Origin of the sequence: Methanosarcina horonobensis HB-1 = JCM 15518 (genome assembly GCF_000970285.1) — an archaeon.
Taxonomy (GTDB): Archaea; Halobacteriota; Methanosarcinia; order Methanosarcinales; family Methanosarcinaceae; genus Methanosarcina; species Methanosarcina horonobensis.
The window spans coordinates 4,912,580-4,935,150 of sequence record NZ_CP009516.1 but is presented as its reverse complement, the minus strand read 5'-3'; the positions used below and the strand labels follow the sequence as shown (position 1 = coordinate 4,935,150).

At 41.9% G+C, this 22,571-nt stretch carries 16 protein-coding genes; 7 read left to right on the top strand and 9 right to left on the bottom strand.

The window, feature by feature from the left end; genetic code table 11:
- Window positions 1-556: 556 nt before the first annotated feature.
- Window positions 557-1,678 (top strand): ORC1-type DNA replication protein, encoded by a 1,122-nt coding sequence (locus tag MSHOH_RS21490; RefSeq protein ID WP_048142813.1) that lies wholly within the window; start codon window positions 557-559, stop codon window positions 1,676-1,678.
- Between the two features lie 341 nt (window positions 1,679-2,019).
- Here MSHOH_RS21490 and thsA read toward each other — a convergent pair whose 3' ends face one another.
- On the bottom strand, window positions 2,020-3,675 hold the full coding sequence (gene thsA / locus MSHOH_RS21485) for a thermosome subunit alpha (RefSeq protein WP_048142811.1): 1,656 nt from the start codon (window positions 3,673-3,675) through the stop codon (window positions 2,020-2,022).
- A gap of 909 nt (window positions 3,676-4,584) precedes the next feature.
- Between thsA and dnaK the strand changes: the two genes are divergently transcribed.
- A complete protein-coding gene (gene dnaK, locus MSHOH_RS21480) occupies window positions 4,585-6,063 on the top strand; it encodes a molecular chaperone DnaK (protein ID WP_048143770.1) in 1,479 nt (492 codons plus the stop codon).
- A gap of 144 nt (window positions 6,064-6,207) precedes the next feature.
- Window positions 6,208-6,915: a DnaJ domain-containing protein gene (locus MSHOH_RS21475; protein ID WP_048142809.1), complete on the top strand. Its 708-nt coding sequence runs from the start codon at window positions 6,208-6,210 to the stop codon at window positions 6,913-6,915.
- A 92-nt stretch (window positions 6,916-7,007) separates the two neighbouring features.
- Here MSHOH_RS21475 and MSHOH_RS21470 read toward each other — a convergent pair whose 3' ends face one another.
- The 4 genes from MSHOH_RS21470 to MSHOH_RS21455 all read right to left on the bottom strand — a co-directional run bounded on the left by MSHOH_RS21470 (window position 7,008) and on the right by MSHOH_RS21455 (window position 11,462).
- Complete coding sequence (locus MSHOH_RS21470) at window positions 7,008-7,739, bottom strand: DUF169 domain-containing protein (RefSeq protein WP_239451103.1); 732 nt, start codon at window positions 7,737-7,739, stop codon at window positions 7,008-7,010.
- A gap of 124 nt (window positions 7,740-7,863) precedes the next feature.
- Window positions 7,864-9,483: an O-phosphoserine--tRNA ligase gene (sepS, locus tag MSHOH_RS21465; RefSeq protein ID WP_048142803.1), complete on the bottom strand. Its 1,620-nt coding sequence runs from the start codon at window positions 9,481-9,483 to the stop codon at window positions 7,864-7,866.
- A gap of 318 nt (window positions 9,484-9,801) precedes the next feature.
- Complete coding sequence (locus tag MSHOH_RS21460) at window positions 9,802-10,434, bottom strand: translin family protein (RefSeq protein WP_048142801.1); 633 nt, start codon at window positions 10,432-10,434, stop codon at window positions 9,802-9,804.
- A gap of 755 nt (window positions 10,435-11,189) precedes the next feature.
- Window positions 11,190-11,462, bottom strand: coding sequence for a UPF0147 family protein (locus MSHOH_RS21455; RefSeq protein WP_048064806.1), 273 nt, complete (start codon window positions 11,460-11,462; stop codon window positions 11,190-11,192).
- A gap of 246 nt (window positions 11,463-11,708) precedes the next feature.
- On the opposite strand from MSHOH_RS21455, the gene MSHOH_RS21450 reads away from it, so the two are divergent.
- Window positions 11,709-12,335: an Sjogren's syndrome/scleroderma autoantigen 1 family protein gene (locus MSHOH_RS21450; RefSeq protein ID WP_048143768.1), complete on the top strand. Its 627-nt coding sequence runs from the start codon at window positions 11,709-11,711 to the stop codon at window positions 12,333-12,335.
- Window positions 12,336-13,215: 880 nt separating this feature from the next.
- Window positions 13,216-13,398, top strand: a complete 183-nt coding sequence (locus MSHOH_RS24150; protein WP_158024252.1) for a hypothetical protein — start codon at window positions 13,216-13,218, stop codon at window positions 13,396-13,398.
- Between the two features lie 275 nt (window positions 13,399-13,673).
- On the opposite strand, the gene MSHOH_RS21440 is transcribed toward MSHOH_RS24150, so the two are convergent.
- Window positions 13,674-16,223, bottom strand: a complete 2,550-nt coding sequence (locus MSHOH_RS21440; RefSeq protein ID WP_048142797.1) for a DEAD/DEAH box helicase — start codon at window positions 16,221-16,223, stop codon at window positions 13,674-13,676.
- A 233-nt stretch (window positions 16,224-16,456) separates the two neighbouring features.
- Window positions 16,457-18,298 carry a glycine--tRNA ligase gene (gene glyS, locus MSHOH_RS21435; protein WP_048142795.1) on the bottom strand — a complete coding sequence of 614 codons (1,842 nt, stop codon included), beginning with the start codon at window positions 18,296-18,298 and terminating at the stop codon, window positions 16,457-16,459.
- Between the two features lie 420 nt (window positions 18,299-18,718).
- Between glyS and MSHOH_RS21430 the strand changes: the two genes are divergently transcribed.
- Complete coding sequence (locus MSHOH_RS21430) at window positions 18,719-19,039, top strand: HI0074 family nucleotidyltransferase substrate-binding subunit (RefSeq protein WP_048142793.1); 321 nt, start codon at window positions 18,719-18,721, stop codon at window positions 19,037-19,039.
- Between the two features lie 130 nt (window positions 19,040-19,169).
- Here MSHOH_RS21430 and MSHOH_RS21425 read toward each other — a convergent pair whose 3' ends face one another.
- Window positions 19,170-19,970, bottom strand: coding sequence for a CPBP family intramembrane glutamic endopeptidase (locus MSHOH_RS21425; RefSeq protein ID WP_048142791.1), 801 nt, complete (start codon window positions 19,968-19,970; stop codon window positions 19,170-19,172).
- A 234-nt stretch (window positions 19,971-20,204) separates the two neighbouring features.
- Between MSHOH_RS21425 and MSHOH_RS25465 the strand changes: the two genes are divergently transcribed.
- Window positions 20,205-20,342, top strand: a complete 138-nt coding sequence (locus MSHOH_RS25465; protein WP_239451101.1) for a nucleotidyltransferase family protein — start codon at window positions 20,205-20,207, stop codon at window positions 20,340-20,342.
- A 1,486-nt stretch (window positions 20,343-21,828) separates the two neighbouring features.
- Here the strand turns inward: MSHOH_RS25465 and MSHOH_RS21410 are convergent.
- Entirely contained in the window at window positions 21,829-22,419 is a 591-nt protein-coding gene (locus MSHOH_RS21410) for an acetate uptake transporter (protein ID WP_048142787.1), read from the bottom strand.
- Window positions 22,420-22,571: the final 152 nt, after the last annotated feature.

The window sequence follows — 22,571 nt, the reverse complement described above, 5'->3', positions numbered from 1 at the left end:
GTTAACTTTTTAGTTGCTTCTATTTTAATTCTTCTTTTGTTTGTTTTGCCTTCAGTCAATAAATACCCTTTTTATAAATTAAACTTAAATAAAGTTAACAGAACAAATCATAAGTTTCTTTCTTTATCCGGGGTTGGTTGTCAATATTATTGAATTATCGGTCTCATGGGCAGTCTCCCAAAATTACAGGATGCATGTTTAGAAGTAATTCATTATTCGTAAAAATTCAAAAAAGCTAAGATGTAATAAAACATATTTATGAAAAATTTAAACAGAGCAATAGATATATTTACGAAAATTTAACTTATTTATATTAAAATCTGAGATTTGACCTTTTAAAAGCTGTGTTCAAAATGCGGAACTTAAAATGTTTAATTACACTGAATTCAATATCTAATTAGATTGCTTTATAATCAGTTAGACAAGATCAGTCGGATATGTCTTTACAGACCGGCACTCAAAATCAGTATCTGGCAATCACAGGAAATTCAGTGGTGAGAATCCAGCAGTAAAAATGCTAAATTAAAGTACAGCAATCACAAAGGAGCATATTTCCTTGACAGGTAACGATATACTACTCTGGGACGAAACCTTATTTAAGGACCTTTCGGTACTTGAGCCGGATTATCTCCCGGAATACTTTCCTCACAGGGACTCGCAGTTAAATGCGCTCAGGTTTGCACTTAAACCAGCTCTGCGCGGTATGCGTCCTTTAAACTGTTTGCTGGTTGGGCCTCCGGGAACAGGAAAAACAAGTGCAGTTATGAAAACCTTTAGAGAAATCGAAGCCCATGCTCCAGGTATTGTAACTGTGAAGGTTAACTGCCAGATCGATTCAACACGTTTTGCGGTAATGTCCAGGATTTACAGACAGCTTTTTGGAATCTCCCCTCCTAATTCCGGGATTGCTTTCAGGAAACTTTTTGAAACTGTTGTAAATTTCCTGGTTTCTTCGGAGAAAGTTCTGATTGTGGCACTGGACGATCTTAATTATCTGTGCTGTGAAGGTCACGCCAATGAAGTGATGTATTCTCTTCTGAGGGCTCATGAACAATACCCGGGAGCAAAAATCGGGGTAATAGGGATCGTAAATGATGCATCTGATCTTTACTGCCTGGATTCAAGGGTTAACTCGGTTTTTCTGCCTGAAGAAATATCCTTCCCAAGGTATGGGGAGGCAGAGATCTTGGATATCCTTAAGGACAGAGTTAGGTACGGTTTTTACCCGAAAGTAATCTCTGACGAAGTGCTGGGACTTGTCGTCTCTTACGTGGAAAAGACAGGAGATCTCAGGGTTGGGATCGACCTTCTGAGACGTTCGGGTTTCAACGCCGAGCGTAGGGGAAGCCGCATGATTTTATCCGAGGATGCGGAAAAAGCCTACGAAGCTTCCAAACTTCTGCATCTGTGCAGGGGCATAAGCCTCCTTTCGGACTCTGAAAAACAACTGCTTGAACTGATAGCAAGGGCAGATGACGTCAAGGCCGGAGAACTCTACAAATCATTCCACGAACTGACACAGCTCGGATACACTCGCTTTTACGGCATGGTCAACAGGCTTCAGACACTTAACTATGTGGACGCCGACTTTACAGGCAAGGGCAAGCGAGGCAGGACGCGGATAATAAAAACAAAGTATGAAGCTGAAGACATCCTCAACTGTCTTAAAAAAAGTTGAAAAGCGAGTTAATTTGCAAAAACACATTTACTAATTCTTTTATGAATTCTCTTGCGGATTTTTTATAAATTTGTTTATAAGTCCGTTTATAAATTCATTTATAAGGTTCTGACTGCAAAAATAGCCTGTAATTCAAAAACCTGAAAGAATTCTGATTTATTCGAAAAACCTGAAAAGAAGCCTGAGAGAAAAAGAGAAAGTAGATTCACATGGATTTTCCGGTGAGAGTCCGGAAAACAGGCTTTCAGGCTTGAATGTTTTCTGATTGAACTTTAAAAAGGAGCAGTATGGAAACTGCACCTTTTTGGATTCAATCAGTATTCGGTTTTACTTTTGGAGAATTACATCATTCCTGGTGGCATTCCACCCATTCCCGGCATTCCACCCATTCCTGGTGGCATTCCACCCATTTCTTCGGGGCTCGGAGCTGCACGGGTAGAAGCGATGATGTCGTCGATCCTGAGGATCATGACTGCAGACTCTGTAGCTGCGTTGATTACCTGTGTCTTGACTCTGAGGGGTTCGACTACAAAGTTCTCCCACATGTCAACGACCTTGCCTTCGTAAACATTAAGTCCTGCGGTCTTCATTCCTTTTTCGTGCTGGGAGCGGAGCTCCATGAGCATGTCGATCGGGTCGAGACCTGCGTTTTCCGCAAGAGTTCTTGGAATAACTTCGAGAGCTTCAGCGTAAGCTTTGACTGCAAGCTGTTCCCTGCCTTCAAGAGTTGCTGCGTATTCCTGGAGCCTGAGAGCAACTTCAACTTCTGGAGAGCCGCCACCTGCAACGAGCTTTTCGTCTTCGATTGCAACTCCTACTACACGGAGGGCGTCTTCAAGAGCGCTGTCGATGCTGTCAACCACATGTTCTGTGCCACCGCGCAGCAAAATAGTAACAGCTTTCGGGTTGTCGCAGCCTGTGACAAATGTCATGCTGTCGCCGCCAACCTTCTTCTCTTCAACGAGCCTGGCAAAGCCGAGGTCTTCGGGGGTAATCTCGTCGAGGTTGGTGATGAGCTTGCCGCCTGTTGCTCTTGCGAGTTTTTCCATGTCACTCTTCTTGACTCTGCGGACAGCGAAAATGCCTGCTTTTGCAAGGTAGTGCTGGGCAAGGTCTTCAACTCCCTTCTGGCAGAAAACTACGTTTGCACCGCTGTTGATTACCTTCTGGACGATCTTCTTGAGCATCTGTTCTTCCTGGTCAAGGAAGGACTGGAGCTGGTCAGGAGAAGTTATTGAAATTTCTGCGTCCACTTCGGTGTCTTTGAGCTCTATTGCGGTATTCAGGAGTGCGATCTTTGCATCTTTGACCTTTTCAGGCATGTTTGTATGAACTCTTTCCTTGTCAATGATCATGCCCGGAATAAGCTCGGAATCCTCAGTCCTGCCGCCTACTTTCTTGACAACGCTAATATTTTCCTTGTCGACTGTCATCTTGCCGTTTGTGTCTACAACACTTGTAACAGCGTCCACGGAAATCTCGGAAAGGAGTCTCTTGGAGGCTTCTGCACCTTTTCCGGTCATGGCGGTTTCGGCAATGCTGACCAGCAGGTTCCTGTTGGACATATCCACATTCATTGCCAGGGAGTTAAGGACCTCAACAGCTTTTTCAGCTGCCAGCCTGTATCCGGATGCAATAATTGTCGGATGAACTTCCTGTTCGATTAAGTCCTCGGCCTTCTTTAAGAGCTCACCTGCGACTACGGCTGCACTGGTAGTTCCATCTCCCACTTCATCATCCTGGGTCTTGGAAACTTCTACCACCATCTTTGCTGCAGGGTGCTCAATGTCCATCTCTTTGAGAATGGTTGCCCCGTCGTTTGTAATGACCACATCGCCCATTGAGTCCACGAGCATCTTGTCCATACCTTTGGGACCAAGGGTGGTTCTGACTGCTTCTGCTACTGCCTTTGCAGCCATAATGTTGTTGCTCTGGGCATCCCTGCCTCTGGTTCGCTTACTTCCTTCTTTTAAAATGAATATTGGCTGTCCTGCCACGATTTAATCCTCCATTAATGTGAGTTTGGAATAGCTCTGGAATTAAAATCGCATTTTACATGTTTGTACTTCTATATAAACTCATCCCGAAGCTTTCTCCGGAATAAGTGGATTTTTGAGTTTATATTCCATCAAAGAACAGCCTGGATGAACCCGTTTTATATCGGATTTCTTTAACGGAAAAGAACAGTTAAACAGGTAGGAGATCCGATAAAAATTAGGTAATCAGGTAATAAAAATTAGGTAATTGGTATATATTTCTGCACTTAAGTTTCCAGAACAACTTGAGTAAATAATCTGGAAATTATCAGGAATAGTCAGGGAGTAAAAATGGCAAAATAACAATAGAGGATAAAAGAGAAATAAATTCTCTTAATAGAAAAAATTATAATCTAAATTATAAGATTTTATACAAACTATTTCGTTTATTTATAAAATATTTTATCTAAAGTTTTATTTTTTCCTTGTTTTCCATTTGCAATATTGGAGGTAAGTTATGGTATTAAACGTAAACACTTAATCTGTTTAGTTCATTTTTTCTGCAGTTATAAAGAAATCAAAATATCTGCAAAAGATTTTTTTCTTTCTCTATTTTTTTTCTTTCTCTTATTCTACTTTTTGTGATTTCTACAGCTTATCTTTATGTTTCATCTTCATTGAAATAAGTCCAGATTTTGATATGGTTATTTTCTCAAGCTGAAAATTTTTAACCTATTCTTTGTCATGCTAATTATTCCATTATGAATAAAATTTAAAAAGAACGTTTTATATCTGAGTAAATATTATACTATTTATTTGTCCAATCTTTGTAATTTATTTAAATTATTTAATTCGACATGTGTATATCACAACTCCAATAGAAAAATTAATATCTCTTCGAAACATTATAAAAATCTTGGGGGTGCGCCAATGGCAAATATCAGAGGAAAAGTACTGGGAATCGACCTGGGAACCACTAATTCTTGTATGGCGATAATTGAACTTGGTGAGCCCAAGGTCATTACCAATTCCGAAGGAAAAAGGACTACGCCTTCAGTTGTGGGTTTTTCAAAAAAGAATGAGTTACTCGTAGGAGATCTTGCCAAAAGGCAGATGGTTTCTAACCCCGAGAATACCGTTCATTCCATCAAGAGACACATGGGGAAACCCGATTACAGGGTACCACTGAACAATGAGAAATTTACTCCTCACGGAGTTTCCGCAAAGATCCTTCAAAAACTAAAACACGATGCGGAGAAATATTTAGGGGATGCCGTTGAAAAAGCGGTAATAACCGTTCCTGCTTACTTTAACGATTCTCAACGCTTTGCAACAAAAAAAGCAGGTGAACTTGCAGGGCTCGAAGTTCTCAGAGTTATAAACGAACCTACTGCAGCCGCGCTTGCTTATGGTCTGAGGGATGGGATTGATAACCGGAAAATTCTGGTTTATGACCTTGGAGGCGGGACTTTTGATGTCTCCATTCTTAAAATTAAAGGCGGGATCTTCGAAGTGCTCGCTACAAGCGGGGATACCGAACTTGGTGGTGACGATTTCGACAGACGGATCGTTGAACACTTACTTGCCAGGTTCCAGGAAGCTGAGGGTAAAGACCTCTCGGGTATACCTCAGGCAATGCAGCGCATTAGAGAGGCTGCAGAGCGCTGCAAGATTGACCTGTCGACTCTCACAACCGCAAATGTTAATCTGCCCTATGTTTTTGAAAACAAAAACCTGGACATCGATATAACAAGAGAACAGTTCGACGCAATGACTGAAGACCTTGTTAAAAAAACTATCTCAATTATGGAGAAAACCCTGCAGGACGGGAAGCTTCCCCCTGCAGAAATTGATGAAGTCATTTTCGTGGGTGGATCTACCAGGATACCTGCTGTCGTGAGAGCTGTAGAAGAGTTTATGGGAAAAAAAGCTCTTCAGAACATTAATCCTGATGAAGTGGTTGCAATGGGAGCTGCTGTTCAGGCTGGCATTCTCGGAAACGATTACCTTAAATCTCCAAAGGAAGAACTTGACGCAGGTAACGTTGTACTTCTTGATGTAACTTCCCTTACTCTCGGGTTTGAAACCATAGGGGATCTCATGGCACCGATAATTCCAAGGAACACGACAATTCCCACAAGAAACAGTAAAACCTTTACCACACATTACGATAACCAGAAGGTCGTAAGAGGCAAAATCCTTCAGGGGGAGGAAAGGGTTGCATCTAAAAATGTTACTTTAGGAACGCTTGTTCTCGATAATATTCCACCTGCTCCAAAAGGAATTCCACGGATAGAGGTTACTTTCGATATTGATGCTAACGGAATAATACATGCTACAGCTAAAGACCTCGGAACCGGAATTATGAGAAGCGTTACTATAGAAAGGCCCGAGGGCCTCAATGACTAATACTTTGATAAGTAGACTTTCAATAGATTAACGGCTCAATAGATTAACAGTTCAATAGATTAACAGTTCAATAGATTAACAGTTCAATAGAATGTCTCAACATTAGGCTCAGTAATAATACATAGTTTCAAAGGGTGAAAAGCAGTGGACTATTATCAGTTATTCGACATTCCCAGAAGTGCGAGTTCTGAGGAAATCGAAGATAGGTATCATTATTTTGCAAAAAAATATCATCCGGACAGAGCCAAGTCCCCTGATGCCCACGAAAAATTCATAAAAATCAAAGAGGCTTACGAAACCCTCAAAGATCCTCAAAAAAGAAAGGCATATGATATGTCTCTGCCTCCAGAGGAAAAGGTAACGGAAATATCTGTCGCTTCTGATAATTCAAGTATTCAGGGGCCTTCCCAGGACTCTCAGGCTCCGGAAATGCCTGATATGCCGTCGGGTTCCAAATCTCCTTTCAGAACGACCACGATATCTTATGTTTCGTTCAAATCCAGCAATGATCCTCTAAGTACCTGTCAATCAACTTCATCTTCAGAGTCTCCAGCTGTTGACTGGTCAAAATACGTTTTCTCCGGAAAAAGCAAAGATTCTGAGACTGATGACTCTTCAGGTGAGTCAGGCAGGAAAAATGCCGACTGGTCAAGTGTAAAAGTCAGGTATGAAGGGCTGGCAGAAGAAGTTGATGACAGTAAACGCAAAAAAAGCTCTTCAATGAGTTCCTTTTTACTGAAGAGCATTATCTACGCTCTTGTCTTGATCTTACTTCTGGCAACCGTTGCAGTAGTTTCTCCTGAACAACTGGAGGCTATCGGGCTGGAAAGTATAGTAAATGTCCTCAACTAAGTGACAGAAGAAAAGGTCAACACAATAAAAAATAAAATAAGAACAAACTAACATAAAAAAAAGCTAAGAGGCGCATATCCGTACATTGTATCTTATTTTTCTGTTTCGGGGAGCTTTGAAAGCCCTTCCTCTATTTCGTCTATTTTTTCAAAAGCAATCCCAAGAGGAACCTCAAAATCTTTATATCCGCTGTGTTTTCTTGACCCTTTACACCCGAAGGATAAACCCATTCCGTTTTCAAGAGCCAGTACGGTACAGTCTCCACAGATTGAAGCTGCACCCATCGTATCAATTAACGTCCTTTTTCCTACTGAATAGGCGTTTGCCTGGACAATTCTCATGGCTCTTGCGGGTTTAAGGAAAAGGATCAGTACATCAAAACTATTCTTATTAAGGGAGAGAGGCTCAATAACTATCGAGTAAAATTTTCTCTTTAATCTTGGAAGGGATAGGGCTGCTTTTTCTGCAGCCTGTGTATTCCTGTACCTGCCGGACCTGAGATAATATTCGGCAGGGCTCTTTTCAGAAAGCCTCAGGATATAGTCTCCGGGAGAGCAGCTCTGCCCTGAAATCCGGAACCTCTCTCCCATACGGGCTTTTTGCACAAGTTCGCAAAAAAGGAAGCCTGATTTCTCGGGAAATTCTTTCCTTCCTTTCAGGACTACTTCCCCTTCGGGAGCTGTTCCGTTGAATGATACTGCTTTCTGGAATGCCACTGCTTCCCTGAGTTCTTCTTCTGTGCTCCCTTCTATCTCAAAGGTTATACACACAGGCTCTCCGGTTTCCATCAATCTCTTAAGTTTCGGATACCTCAAAAGCGGCACTCCTTTTTTTGCATACAGCTCATTCCTGTTTTTACGGCTTACTTCTATTTTTGCCTCTTGGTTCTGTTTTTACTGTTTATTCACTCAAATTTTACTGTTTATTCACTCAAATTTTACTGTTTACTCACTCAAACTTAGCTTTTACCGAGGTGAAGATTGGGCCCCTGATATCTATCTTTTTATTTTTGCCTGTGATGTACCTCTGGGCAGTAGGACCTATCTTAAGGTTGACCTCAGAGGGGACTTTGACAATCCTGACTCTGACAATATGCTCATCTGCTCCTGACATTGCAGCTTCTTCAATTTCCCTGGCAGCCTGGGCTGCAAAAGCCTCTATGAAGCGGATGCCCGCCCTTGCAGAGTGGTTTTCAAAAGCTTTCTGCCATTTCTTATTGTTCGGTATTCCCAGTATGTCTCCTTGATAGGCAACCACTTCATTGAAAGCAGCGGGTCCGCAGAGCTTTGTATTCTCTTCTGGCTCGATTACGGAAACCTTGACATTTTTCCCGCAAACCTCTCCTTCCCATGCGGGGAACTCGCAGGGGCTTGGCTCCTCTCCGTAGAGTTCGCACTGGGCAACCACAGCAGATGCAATCTCCTGTCCTTCTGGAGTCTCAGGCATTCTGTCTACGAAAACCTGCTTTGCAAGTTCACTGTCCGGCATTTCCCATCCACTATACTGCGGGATCTGCGGGTAAGTCAGGGAGCGGACGTCGGGGGCATCGTGCAGGATCATTGCAAGCCTCTCGACCCCAAGCCCGAGGTTCATTACAGGATAAGAAATGTCATATTCTGAAAGGGCGGTTGGGGAGTAGATGCCAAAAGTTGCAACTTCTATCCAGCCGTCCGAGTACTTTGAATTGGATCCTACCAGCTTCGGATGGAAAGCAAAGACCTCGGTCTGGGTGTCAGGCACATAGTATTTGCTGCGCTTCTCGTCTGGTCTGAAAAGGAACTTTTCGAACCCGAACTGAGAAAGAAGTCCCTCAGCAACTGCTTTTCCATGGTCAACAGTTACATCCTCGTCCATAATCACGCAGGAAGCTGAATAATAGGTCATAAGTCTTGAAGCGTCTTCTTGCTGCTCGCGCCTGAAACAGCGGTCTATTGAGAAGAAATTGAAAGGAGGCTCTTCTCTCTCAAGGAGGGCTCCAAGGGAAATGAACCAGCCGCTAGTCATGTGACTGCGTAGAGTTTTTGTGCTTGCCTGAGGGACAAGCTCTTTGAACTCAGGAAAAACCCTATCAATCATGTCAGCTACAAGAGCATCCGAAACTCCAAGGGATGACGAAATTTCAGGAACCAGGTCATCTCCTTCAACTTTTCCTTTTTTGTAAGCGTGAAGGACTTTCCTGATTTTGTCTATGCCTTCTTCTCCTATGTCGCCCAGGATTTCTGTTATCTGTGCAATGCGTTCGTCAGAAATGCCCACATTGGGCCTGGGAAGGCCTGCAAGGTAGAAACAGCGGTCAAGGACTGCGAGGGCTTCGCTTCCGAACTGCTTATGGACCTCTTTTTCATCAACTATAAGGGGGTTCATCATTTCTTCAAAACCCATACGCAGATAGGCTTCTCTCAGTCTCTGGATTGTATCATAAACAGGATGAGCCTTCCCATATCTCAGATTTGTTCTCGGGTAGCGCTCGTTAAGGGTAGGTATTTTGACCATCTTTTTGCCTTCGTTCCAGGCAAGGTCAAAGTTTTCTTTTGCATCTTTTTTTACTTTCTCTGGATCAAATCTCATGGATATCCTCTTGTACTGATTACTGGAATTCGGATCTATCAGACCCTTAGGGTTTTATCGTTTATATGTATATGTTGATGTCTGGATGCCCAGCAAAATGCACTGGATAACGGGTTTCAGGTAGCTGAGTGCTGAACTGTAATGTAACTTCACTGAATAGTAAACGATTTTAGTGGTTATTGTGGAAATTATTTAGCTCCTTCTTAGCCTAATTCTGTCAGGGCACTGAAGGAGAGAATTGTTAATTGTTTTAAATTTGATTTCTATATGATTATCTTACATCCGAGCTTCTCTAATTATCTACATCTGGATTTTCTTTTACAATCTGGATTCCAGACTTTTCATCGCAAGCTCAAGTTTTTTCTGCTGAATTGAGTTTACCACATCGCCTCTCGTTTTTTCTATCAAGGAGCGGGACACATCAGTCTTTCTTCTGAGCCCGCCTGTAATTGCATCGGGATAGTCAAAGTCCATCAGGACTGCATGGATATTTTCCATGATCCCTAAAAACACTTCGGCTTTCTCAAAGGACTCTCCCCTTATAAGGTCAAGAATGTGCCTTCTGAGCTCGCCTACCACATCGCCAAGCCCGTTAAGGTAAGCAGCATACTCAACTCCCAGCTCATCAGGAGAAGGGAGATTCTGAGTTTTTCCTTCGTCTTTCAGCAGGCTATAGAGGACTGTAACTTCCGAGTATTCTTGTTGCGCATGTTCTACAAATCCTGCATGGTAAATGTCAGCATGCCCCTCAAATCGGGCCTTAAGCTTTTTTAAAGCTTTTCCAGCAGCTTCTATACTGTTACCTGCTTTCTCAAAGTCTTCCCCATGCAGGGCAAAACTTGCTGTCCTGCATTCCCTTACAATTTCTCTTGAGATCTTCAGTCCTTCTTCCCTGATCCTGTCTTTGACCTCAAGATTCTCCCTTATCCGGTTAGAAATTTCTTCCAGCATTACTTTCTTCCCCCCGTAGACCTTTACGTTTATGTTTTACTGGCTTTCTATACCTAGCAGGTCACTCTATTTTTATACGTTTACATGCATTTTTGATTTTTATGCTTTTTTAGGTTTTCATAGATTTATCTCAAAATCTCGCTTTCACTGCATTTCTTTGACTGCAGTTAATATTAAGTTCGATTCAGTGTTGCAGTGTATTATTTCTTATCTTCGCCTTATTTATTGCCTTCACATGCAACTCAGGTTTCTTGTCCTGTATAACTCGAGCTTGAGGCATTTTATATCCTTATCTTTCTTTTTATCTATTTTTTCGTGTATCAACTAATCTATATTAATTCTCCTGTTAAACGTAAAAATCAAGTAAAAATTTGATACGAATTTAAAATCAGACCCGGAAAAAGAGAAGATATCAAGGAAAAATAGGAAAAAATGTTAAGAAAAGATAAAGAAAATGTCAAGAAAAGATAGAAAAAAATAGAAAAAAGATGAAAAAGGTTTTTACCTTGGTTTTTATCTTGTCGGTATCCTTTACTTCCAGTTAATTCCAAAATCCGATGGAGGTGACTATAAAAATTACCGGGTCACTTCCCTTATAGCTCTTTTTTTAGAATCAGGTTAAGTCTGGGATTTTTTTACAGAATCGTCTCAAGAAACGCATCTGAGCTTTTTCCTTTCCGGGAGCTGGTTCGATCTTTTGAGTGCTCTCGGAAAATTTTTTTGAGGGACTAGAAAATTTTTTACAATCTGTGGTTTTACTCATCTACTGGAATTGTTTCGAGCTGGCTTGAAAGATTCCAGATCAGAGTCCTTGTGTGCAGAGGAAGGTTTGGGTCATTGCTTATATCTTCGAGAATGGAGATGCTTGATGCTGCTCTCAGGAAGAGAGGTTCGGATTCGTTGTTCAGGATGTCCATAATTTCATTCACAGAACGCCTGATATTTCTTGGAACTGAAGAGTCACTTGTTATGCTGTCTAGAACTTGAAGACATTGTCGGATAACTTCTGCTGAATCATTTGATGACATTTGAATCACCTTCGCAGTCAATTATGATGTAAAAATTAGAGCTAATAAATTAGTGTAAGACAGGCTTGTTATATAAAATATTATCGGTAATCTTTGTTCCTGATTATTTCAATGCCTTCTCTTCTCGATTCTGCGTATAGAGTTTTTTTCATTGTGGATATTATAAAGGTAGTTTCATATAGAGGGAGCTACAGGAAAAATCTTATAAAATAAGTGAGAATCTGTGCAAAAAGGAAGATTAGGCATATGGATTCTGAGAAAGACAAAAAAGTAAAGCGAATAGCCCGTTTCTTGGAGCTTGGGGGCACAATGCTCGCCGAGCACTGCAAAGTCTGCGGAGCCCCGAAGTTTCGTTACCAGGGCACGGTAATCTGCCCAATCTGTGATGTCAGGGAAGAAGAGGAAGAAGCTCCGGTTCCCGAACCTGCGGCAGAAGTCCAGGCTCCAGAAACCGGACCTTCTACTGAAAGAGACAGACCTTCTTTTGAACCCAGAAAGAAAGTACAGACACGCAGGCAGAAATCCCGGTTCGGGCAAAGAACATCGGAAGCTGAAGAGGAAGAAAGGAAAGCTCTTCCATTTACGAAAGAAGAATCTCCGGAGACCTCTTATGCCTCTTATGAAACAGAAGAGGCAGGAAGGCCAGTTCCTGAAGCTCAGACCGTACCTGCTGCAGTTCGTTCAGGACATACGGAAGCATCCAGGGCTTCTACCAATCAGAAGGACTGTGAAGTGCTGGAAAACCTTCTCTTTAAAAAGATGATCAATATTGCAGCTTCCATGCAGGATGAAAAGAACCCGCGTAGTATCACTGAGCATCTAGAGTTGATCGAAAAAGGGATTGGTCTGATAGAGCGGCTAAATCAAATGTAAAAACTGATGGGCAGATATGAAAACCTGATAGGTATGAAATATAAAGCATAAAGCCTGATAAATAAGAAAGCTCGATAAATAAGAAAGCCCAATAAATACAAAATCTGACAAATAGCCTGACTATGGGAAAATATGACACAAAAAATCTGCCTGTGATCAGGTAATAGGAAATAAAGTCTATAAGAAGACAAAACTCCAGAAAAAAAAGCTTAAATGCAAAATAAAGAGCTAAAGGGAAGATTTTCAGGATAAAATGAGCTATTAAAGTCATATATGAAGGTTTGTTTGAGAAAATAGGATTTGTCTGTTCTTTTTTTCTCTTCAGGAAGTTCAATATGCCCTGACTGGCGGAATTTACCTGTAAAACCTGAACTTCTTTCCGGGAGACTTTGATCTCAATATGTGACCTTTCTCCCCTCATACCTGCGGCATATCTCTCACGATAGTGATTTTGCGACATGAGGCATATTTGACGATTCTTTTTGTATTTTATGCAGGCTTTTTAATTATATTCTTTATATCTATTTGTTATATATTCAAAATCTATTATTATTTCCTATTCTTCCTGATTTTTCATTATAATATCACATTTTTTGGTTACAGGAATCCTTTTTCCTGTGATTGATTTTACAGAAGTCAATATCTAGAGGAGTTGATCTCTTTACCACTAGCTTTTGTTTTTCTCCTTAACTCCGTTAACTTCAATAAGATGATTTTTGAGGAAATTTTTTCTATAATTATTTATCGTTATGTTTTTGCCCTTTATTTTGAAAATCAGCACTTTGAAGCCGAACAGATTTATCATGATTTTTCATAAATTTTTTTTAGGAGTCTTTATATTTTATGACCAGATAAATGTATATTGAGAGGTGATGAAAGCATGCGAGAGATATACAAAGACCTGCTTTCATGTCTGATTACCTTTTTGAGGGTGCTTGGAGCAATGATCCTTCTCTTCCCGTTCGGGTGGATTTTCATTCTCCTCGGTGTGCTGCCTGAGCCAAAATGCACGGTTCACAGGCGGCGTCTCGAAAAAATATTCTGCAACGTCAAAAGGTATTGATAGGACAGGTTTCTTCTCGCGGGAATTCCCTAAGGGAATTCCGTAAAAAACGTTTTTTCCCGGAGCGCACAGGTTGAATCTGTTACTGCAAGCTTTATGTACACGGTTTTCCTCTAACGTTTTGCCTGCTATCCTCCTCATATTATCTGGATTTTCAACCTTAGTCTCCGGGTATGTTTTGTTTTTGAATTCAGCAGTTATCAGGTCTGTACTTAAATTTTCGCTTTTTATAAGATTTTATAAGATCCTGCCTTAAAACAGCTTCTTTTTATAATTTAACCTTTATACGGGCTTTCGAACACTTCTTTAATCCTGGCTGCTGTTTTTGGACCTATTTGCTTTACTTTCTTCAGCTCTTCTGTATCAGCCCGCATAACGGCATCTACCGAGCCAAAATGCGAAAGGAGGTTTTTAGCGGCTTTTGGTCCGATATTAGAGATAGAAGAAATGAGATATTCCTGCTGTTCTGCAAGGGTGCTGGCAGATTTTTTCCCGTGAGGATTGATTTCTCGTTTCTCTTCTGTCTGCTCCCGCTTTGCAAGTATTTTTAAAATAGAAGCAGTCTCTTCTTCATCCCGGGAGTACAGAATGGATACTCCAAAGTCAATAGCAATGGAAACTAAAGAGCCATAAATAGCGTTTGGGTTAATCTGCCTGGAGGTGAAAAGATCTTCCCCTTCAATTATCAGGACAGGTTTTTCATAGACTCTGGAAAGATCAGAAAGCTGGGCAAAAAGGTTTCGTTTCCCGTCTATCAGGGAACTTGCAAAATCATCCGTACGCTTTCTTTCCACTGCAAGACGGTCACTTACGACATAGTCCCCTATTTCGAGAGCTGCAAAGTTGAGTTCCATGCCGAGTCTGTTAAGAACTTTTGCAACTCCGCTTTTTGTTTCCCTGTGATCGATAACTATTCTGAGGAATTCGGCTGATCTTTCTCCTGATGCGGTTCCGAAATCCACAAGGGTTTTTTGCCTTTCTTTTATGTTTGCATCAGTTTTTTCTTTTTCTTCCTTCTTTCCATTTCTATCTGAACTTTTTTCCAGGTTTATCTCTTTATTTTCTCCTCTTTCTTCTCCGTTTTCCCTCGTAGCCGCAAAATTGTTGCTGCCGTTATCCCCAGGTTCGTTCCAATTCTCACTTTCTATTTCATCTCTACTTTCGCTTTCGGTTTCCTGCAATCCTGGCTTTGAATCCGGTTTTGAATCCGAAATAAAGGATAAGCCTTCAAAATCCGAAAGTTCTGCACTTTTCTTTGCAGTTTTTGGACCCAGTACAGCTTCAAGCCCGTGCATACTGTTCAGCATCCTTTTTTCCTTGCTTTTGCTGCTCCAGTAATAAGCCTCATCTCTGGTGCCTTTTGTCACAAGAACAGTCACCCTGCCCTTATGCTGCCTGCCTGTCCTGCCTTTGCGCTGGATGCTCCGGATCTCCGAGGGAACAGGTTCATAAAACAGGACGAGGTCTGTGGCAGGGATATCAAGTCCTTCCTCAGCAACTGATGTGGCTACCAGGACATTATATTCCCCGGCCCTGAACCTGTCCAGGATTTCAACCTGCTGCTTTTGTGTAAGCCCTTTATCCTTATGGCGCGAACCCTGCCCGACAAAACGGACAGGAACAATCCCGGAAACTTCGGAAAGGGCATTAACTACCATTTCAGCGCTGTCCCTGTAATTCGTAAAAACAATTACTCGCGAGTCCGGGTTTCCTTCAAGCTGCTCGCATACTATTCTTCGTGCAAGCGCAAGTTTGGGGTGTTCGACATCGCATTCTTTTACCCTGTAGAGGGTTTTTCGCATATAGAGATCGTCCATCAATCTTTTTGCAGCCTTGCTCGCACTACTGGAAGAGGCTTCAGCGTCCAGTTTCTCCAGGTACTTCCTCAGGGCCTCAAGCCCCTGTGTTTCCACCATTTCCACTGCATGGTTCACCTTCATCATTTCTGCGACCACGGACATGGCAGAAAAGATTGCAGGATCCCCTCCTATTCTTATTTCTCCCTGAAGCTTCTTCTGGAGGAGCAGGAGGTCTTTTTTGGAGACATATTTTCCACTGCCTGCGGAAAAACCCAGATTTCTTACAATCGCAAGCCTGTCATCAAAAATCTTCTCCAGATAGCCCCGGATCTCTGCCATTTCCGCAGGAAGATTGACCTGAACCCATTCGATTTCTTTTTCCTGCACATAAGGGCGAACATCCCTGTCTTTTTCGGTTTTTACGGCTACATTCTGGACATGCAGGGCTTCGCAGACCTCTGAGATTTTCTCATCCGAACTTCCCGGGCTTGCAGTAATTCCGAGAATGTGCGGATTTTTTGCGCTCTCAAAATACTTTTCCGCAATAAAGGTATATGCATAATTTCCGACTGCCCTGTGGGCTTCGTCAAAAGTGATATGGCTTACGTCCTCAAGGCTGATTCTCCTGGTAAGAATATCGTTTTCAATTACCTGCGGAGTAGATATTATCAATTTTCCCTGAGCCCAGAGCCTTTCCCTTTCTGCAGGAGAAATGCTGCCAGTAAAAGCCAGAACCTCTTCTTCAGGAAGAGCCATTACCTTTTTAAAAAAAGCTGCATGCTGCTCAACAAGGGGTTTTGTAGGGGAGAGAATAAGGGCTTTTCCCCCGAAGCGCTGGAGCCTGGAAGCAATCACAAAAAGGGCTATAATAGTCTTACCGAGCCCAGTAGGAAGAACAACAAGGCTTGGACCTTCAAGGGCTTTTCCTGCCAGATTCAGCTGGTAGAGTCTCTGCTCAACGGTATCGGGCTTTATCAGCGGATGCCTCATGAACACCGGCTTCTCGGGAAAAAGACTTTCGCTCATTTTGATTCAGGGGGTTGTAGGGCAATTTTATTTTTAATGGTTAATTTACTTTACGGGATTATGGAGTTGTTATATTACATGATTATTTTTACTTTACTAAGTTGTTATTACTAAGTTGTTATTACTAAGTTATTACTAAGTTATTATAAAAGCAATAAAAAAATTAAAAGGTTTTGCTGCAGGTTCTTCAGCCCGCAGCTCAGAAACCCGGTAGTATCCTTAATTTCTTCAATTCAGAAATTAAAGGGCTTGCCTGCGGATTCGAAGTTTCTGCCCCTGTAGATCAACTCATAGAGCACGTTTTCTATTCCGTCGATTGGGGCTCTTATCTGGCGCATGGAGTCCCTGTCCCTGATTGTAACAGTTCCGTCCTGAAGAGTGTCATAGTCAACGGTAACTGAGTAGGGAGTCCCTATTTCGTCATTTCTCCTGTAGCGGCGCCCGATAGTCCCTGAATCGTCATAATTGACAAGCAGGTTCTTCTCCCTGAGTTTTGCAACTATCTCTTTTGCCGGGTCTGCAAGCTCTTTCCTGGTGAGGAGCGGGAGAACTGCCACCTGAACAGGGGCGACTGCACTTGAGAAGTGCATCACAAGGCGTGCTTCTTCTTCGCCTTCCACTTCACTTTCATCCTTTACTGCTTCAGGTCTTTTTTCTGCCTTTTCTACGCCTTCTGCTGCTTCCGCACCTTTAAGTCCGGACTCTGCTGCCTTCTGAGCAACATTCTCTTCATCAAAGGCATGCTCCATGACTCCGTAGAAGATCCTGTCTATTCCGTAGGAAGGCTCAATAACGTGAGGGATAACATTTTCCCCGCTGACCTTTACGGTCTCTTCGGCAAAGTCCACTACATCCGAGCTGACAGTCAGTTCTTCTCCATCCACGGTGACTTTGATCTGGTCCTTTGAGAGCTCTTCTTCCGAAAGCTGTTTCAAGGCATCTGCAACGGCTTTTGCTTTGCCCTTGAAGAGGGGACCAAGTTTGGCCATGTTCGGCTTTACAACAAAGCGGGTCACCATTTTAGGCTCGTCATACTCAACGTAAACGTAAAGGTCAGTTTTACTGACTCTTGCATGGGCTTTGAGGTCGTAGTCCGTCCTGTCGGCAATTCCCACGATTTCAACCCAGCCGAAGCGCTCTGTTTCGATCTCTGCGTCCCAGCAGTCAATTGCATAATGTGCCATTTCATCTGTCAGGTGCTGCCTGAACCTGAGTTTTGCAGGATCCATCCCTACTTTTGTCAGGAACTCATTGGTAAGTGCAATATTGTAGCCCAGGACCTCATGGGCAATGATTCCGCTCTTCACAGCTTCCCGTACAGTCATCCTGATAGATTCGCCTTTTTTCTGTGCCTCCTGTGAATAGAGAACAAGTTCCTTATCTGCAAAGCGCTCGAAATTGGGGTGTTTCTTGTTCCTCGGGTCAACAAAGATCTCACATTCGGCCTGCGTGAACTCCCTGAGCCTGATTACACCCTGCCTTGGTGCAATCTCGTTTCTGTAAGACTTGCCTATCTGCACAGCCCCGAAAGGCAGCTTATCCCTGTAGAACCTGGACAGCCTCTGGAAGTCCACAAACATCCCCTGAGCCGTTTCAGGCCTGAGGTACCCCTGCCTTCCGGTCCCTGGCCCGATTGTGGTCTTGAACATCAGGTTAAACTCGTAGGCTTCCCCGAATTCTCCACCGCACTCTGGGCATCTGATTTCGTTTTCCCTTATGACCCTGGTAAGGTCTTCTGCGCTCAGTGTCCCTGCAGCTTCAGTTACATCTTCTACAAGGTGGTCAGCTCGGAAAGCTTCTTTACAGTTCATACACTCACAAAGTGGGTCAGAAAAGCCTCCAACGTGCCCGGATGCGATAAAGACTTCTTCAATCCCTATGGTCGGGCACTCGATCTCCATATGCCCTTCCTGGATAACATAAAATTCTCTCCAGATCTGCTCTATGCGCCTCTTCAGCGTGCTCCCGAGAGGTCCGTAATCATAAAATCCGCGGCTTCCGCCATACAGCTCAAATGAGTTCCACAAAAAGCCGCGGCGCTTTGCCAGCTCGAATACTTTTTCGTATTTATCCATTTTATAAATCCTCGTGACATTGATTGGGGGATATCGGGTAATCGTGAATTTTTGATTTGTTAGAAATAATAGATGGATAAAGGGTATCATTATATTAAATTTGCACTGCTCTGAGGTGAGGGGGTTAAAAGATAGAAATTGATAGTTGGCAGTGAGGTTGGTCACTTTATACTAATCAAGCATGCTTTAGGTGGGGACTTTTAAGAATTACCTAGCTTAAGTAAGTTAATGCAAAACCTGAACCTTAAACTTGAACTCAGAAATCGAAATTCTCTAGGACTAACATTAAATTAAAGTATTGAAAATCCTTAAATGAATATTAGATGAATAGTTCTTCTCCTATCTATCAAAAAAGCCTTCAGGATTTGAAATCCCTTATTATTGAAACTTTTAAAGAAGAAGATGTTATTGTGATACTTTTTGGTTCCAGGGCAAGGGGAGATTATAGTTAAGAGATTTGAATATTTATTTGACATTTTCTGGAAGTTTATCAAGGATTACCTTCGAGTTAGGGAGGGTATCGAGTGTACTTCTCCAAAGTCATGTTTCAGAGAAGCATTCAAAGCAGGTATCCTTTCGGAAGAAGAGACAGTGAAAACTCTTGAAATGACCGATGATAGAAATCTCAGTACTCACACCTACGACGAAGAGGCTGTGGAGGAGATCTATCAACAGATAAAGGATTACTGGTATCTGATGGATAAAGTCTGTCGGCGGATTGTCGAAAGAGCGGAGACATAGGGTTAATAATTCCTTTTTTGGACTTACCTTTAATCTAATACCGTTTTGATCCTGGCGTCCGCAAGTGAAATCCAAAAATGAAGTTATGAATAATAACTGTATAATTTATTTGAACTTCATTTTACCAAGTTTATAACGAAGTGTTAGCTGTTTTTTTCCATTTTGCTTTCCATAATAGCGCAATTCCTAAAATAGTAAGAATTAGCATTTGCCAGTTTTGTGAAAGCGGACCTAAACCAGCCGTCCCTTCAATGGAATCACGAACTTCATCAAATGCGGCATGGTAAACGGTCGATACGGCTAAACTTTGCGTGCTTGACCAGATGTAGGCAAATACAACTGCATGCATAACTGTCGGTATCAAACTGACAAGCATAACAAGCGATACTGAAACAAGAGGATTGCCGGCTATCTGCGTTCCCATTACAACTATAACTGGCAGGTGCCAGACCCAGGTGATAAAGCCGTGCAGAAGCAGTGCATAGCGGGTCGTGTATCGGGCGAATAAACGAGGCAATAAATATCCACGCCAACCGAATTCTTCCCCAAAAGCCGGAATGAGTGTGATTGTAAAACTAAATAAAAACTCAGCCAGAATGGTTGTGGTGCTTACGTCTTGAGGAGCTTCATAAATTCCCAGTAGCTGTTCAATAACTCTCGGGAAAGCCCATAAAAATAACGCAAGTCCAAAAGCGTATAAATAATGCCTGGGTTTGCCCCATTGCCAGCCGGCATTTTCAAACCCATCCCTGAACACAAACTTGCCGGCAATATAAGTGCCGACACCAACCATGATCATTGATACTAAAAGGAGGGGCTTAAAAGCTTCTCCTAAAAATGGGTAGGCAATCTGAAAAGGCCATGAAAGTGCAATGATAATTAGCAAATAGACTTTTAGCGAAAAAGGGCGACCAGAAATTTCGTTTTTCATAAAAATAATAATTTAAATTGTGATATATACTTTTTTAAAACTTATCTCTACACCAGTTGATAGCCAATATGGGTGTGCATTTCCGAATCTTTGCGCTCGCGTCATGCTGAGGCGCGGGGAAAAGACAGGTTTGGGACAGCTACTGATATTGCCCTGTTTTTCAATTCTTCTTGTTGTTATACCCTGCGGCCTTTTCGAGACAAATATTTTAAAGATTGAAGCAGAGTACTGATTATGGATGCTATCTCGACTTTGAAGGAGAACGAGAAACTTATCCGCCAAAAATTTGGGGTCAAAAAAATCGGCCTTTTCGGATCTTTTGCGAGAGGAGAAGAAAAAGAAGATAGTGTAGTGACCTCGACGTACTCGTAGTGTTTGAGGAAGGACAGAAAACCTTTGACAATTACATGGATTTAAATTCTATCTGGAAGACTTATTCGGTCAGGAAATTGACCTCGTTACTGAAAAAGCTCTCAAGCCACAACTGAAGGACATTATTATGAAGGAAGTTGTGTATGCCTGAGAGATCTGCGCTCAGGTCTTATTTGCATGACAAATTCAGGTTAGAAATAAACATCCGATACTGGCTTCTTTTCTCGATCCTGGGTTTTTAAGCTCTGTTCTATTTTAGTATGCTTCGTTCCTTTGCCATCAAAATTCAGCTTCCTTTTTTTGCTTCATGGTCAAAAAGTTAATTGAAGGGCCTGTAAATTATTCATGTACTCATATAAAATTCTCTTATACAGGCTCAACAAGTTTTAATATGACAAGCTTCTAAAGCTAGAGTCGGTGGGGTAAAATATGGCATTTTCAATATGGAGATGCCTCTTCAAGACTACGTCGGATAGTGTATGCTATGCAGGACGTCTTCAAACAGAAGGCTCCTTTGAGACTACGTTGGATAAAAAAATATCTCGCACAGGGCATTTTCAAACAGGGAATGCTTTGAGTTAACGTCTGATAGAATACATTATCAGTGGGGTTACGATAAAATGTTAGCAAAGAGTTTACATGAAATTATAAAAACCGTATTAGAAAAGAAAAGTTTACAACCGGAAACGATTATGGAGATCGGGGAATGGCTTCATAGTCTGGAGTTTCTAACAATGAAGGTGATAATGTTTTCTTTAAGTGTTTATCACCTGTATGAATACACAGTTAAACATATGCTTTAAAATTAAAAACACACTTTAAAACTGCAGATAATAAAATTCTGCAGGTTTGCCTCCTTTCGAATTTGAATTGAAAACAACCTCTACAGAAAAAAGACTATTCCGGACTGAGCTGAGGAAAGCCCGATGAAATACCAATGGTCAGTTAAACGGACAGGCTCTTACTGATTCTGGTATCGCAGGACTTACACAGCTTAACTATACCTGTGTGTAATTGGAAACTGCAAGTCTGAGGCCCCAAAAGTTAAAACAAAATGCTTTTTCAGTGCTCAGGCTTGTCAGATTCCGTTCACAATTGTGTAAGTTTTACCCATGGAAAAGAGGTTTTGTTTCAATCCTGGACTCAAAACACCTGAAGCTGGAATAATCCACGTAGGGTGGCTCAAACATCTTTCTTTAATACCCCGCCTATTTCAAAAATCCTCAGGTTAAAAAGTGAATAGGAATCAAAATGACCGGTCAATAGCTAGAAAAGGAGGCACTATCAGATCAAAAAAACCAGGGCCCAGCATATGCTGAACAAACAGCCCTGTGTTTTATCCTTTGCTTCGGCATTTCTGCCGTTGTATTTTTTTCTAAATTTAATCTTATGTTCCTGTTATCTCTTGTTTAATTTCCAGGTTTTTTTCTACTCATGCTTTTATTTCTTAATTTCTCCTTTTATTTTTTGCCTTTCCTTTTATGGCTCAGATAGGAACGACTGTCCTTCCGTATGCATCATTAAGCACTTCAGCAAGGCCGGTATATAGGGCTGAAAGACCCAAGATAAGCCCTACATAACCAGCTATGACGAGCAGGCCTGTGTTTCCTGTGGCGTTTACAACAGCCAGCAGCATAAACAGCAGGAAAAGGGTCACAAATACAAACATTATAGCTTTACTGCCCAGCTTCAGAGTTGCTATCAGCATAACGAAGGTGTAAACTCCCCAGAGGAAGAGGTAGGCTGCAAGTGATAAAGGCTCAGGACCTTCAATCCACCCAAGTGAAGGCATAAGTATCAATCCTGCAAGGGAGAACCAGAAAAGCCCGAACGCACAGAATGCCGTGCCTCCGAAAACACTTCCCTTCTTCCATGCCATAATGCCTGCAAAGACCTGAGCAAAACCTCCAAGAAAAATTGCCATGGATACAATCATTGAGTCCACAGGGTAAAGTCCTATATAGCTGAGGCTAAGGAGGACTGCCGAAAGGCCGAGGCCGGTAAATCCCAATGGTGAAGGGTTTGCAGTCCTGTCTCTTACGTGTACATGTGTTATTACTTCCTGTGCTTCTACCATCAATACCACTCCCCGAATTTCTCCGGATTTTAGCCATTTAACTGAAATCTTTCACTCTTTCCGATTTGTTGATTTATAATAACTATTACAGTTATAAAATTTTCAATTACCAGTAACATTGGAAATTCTGGTAAAGATTCTTTAATCTATGA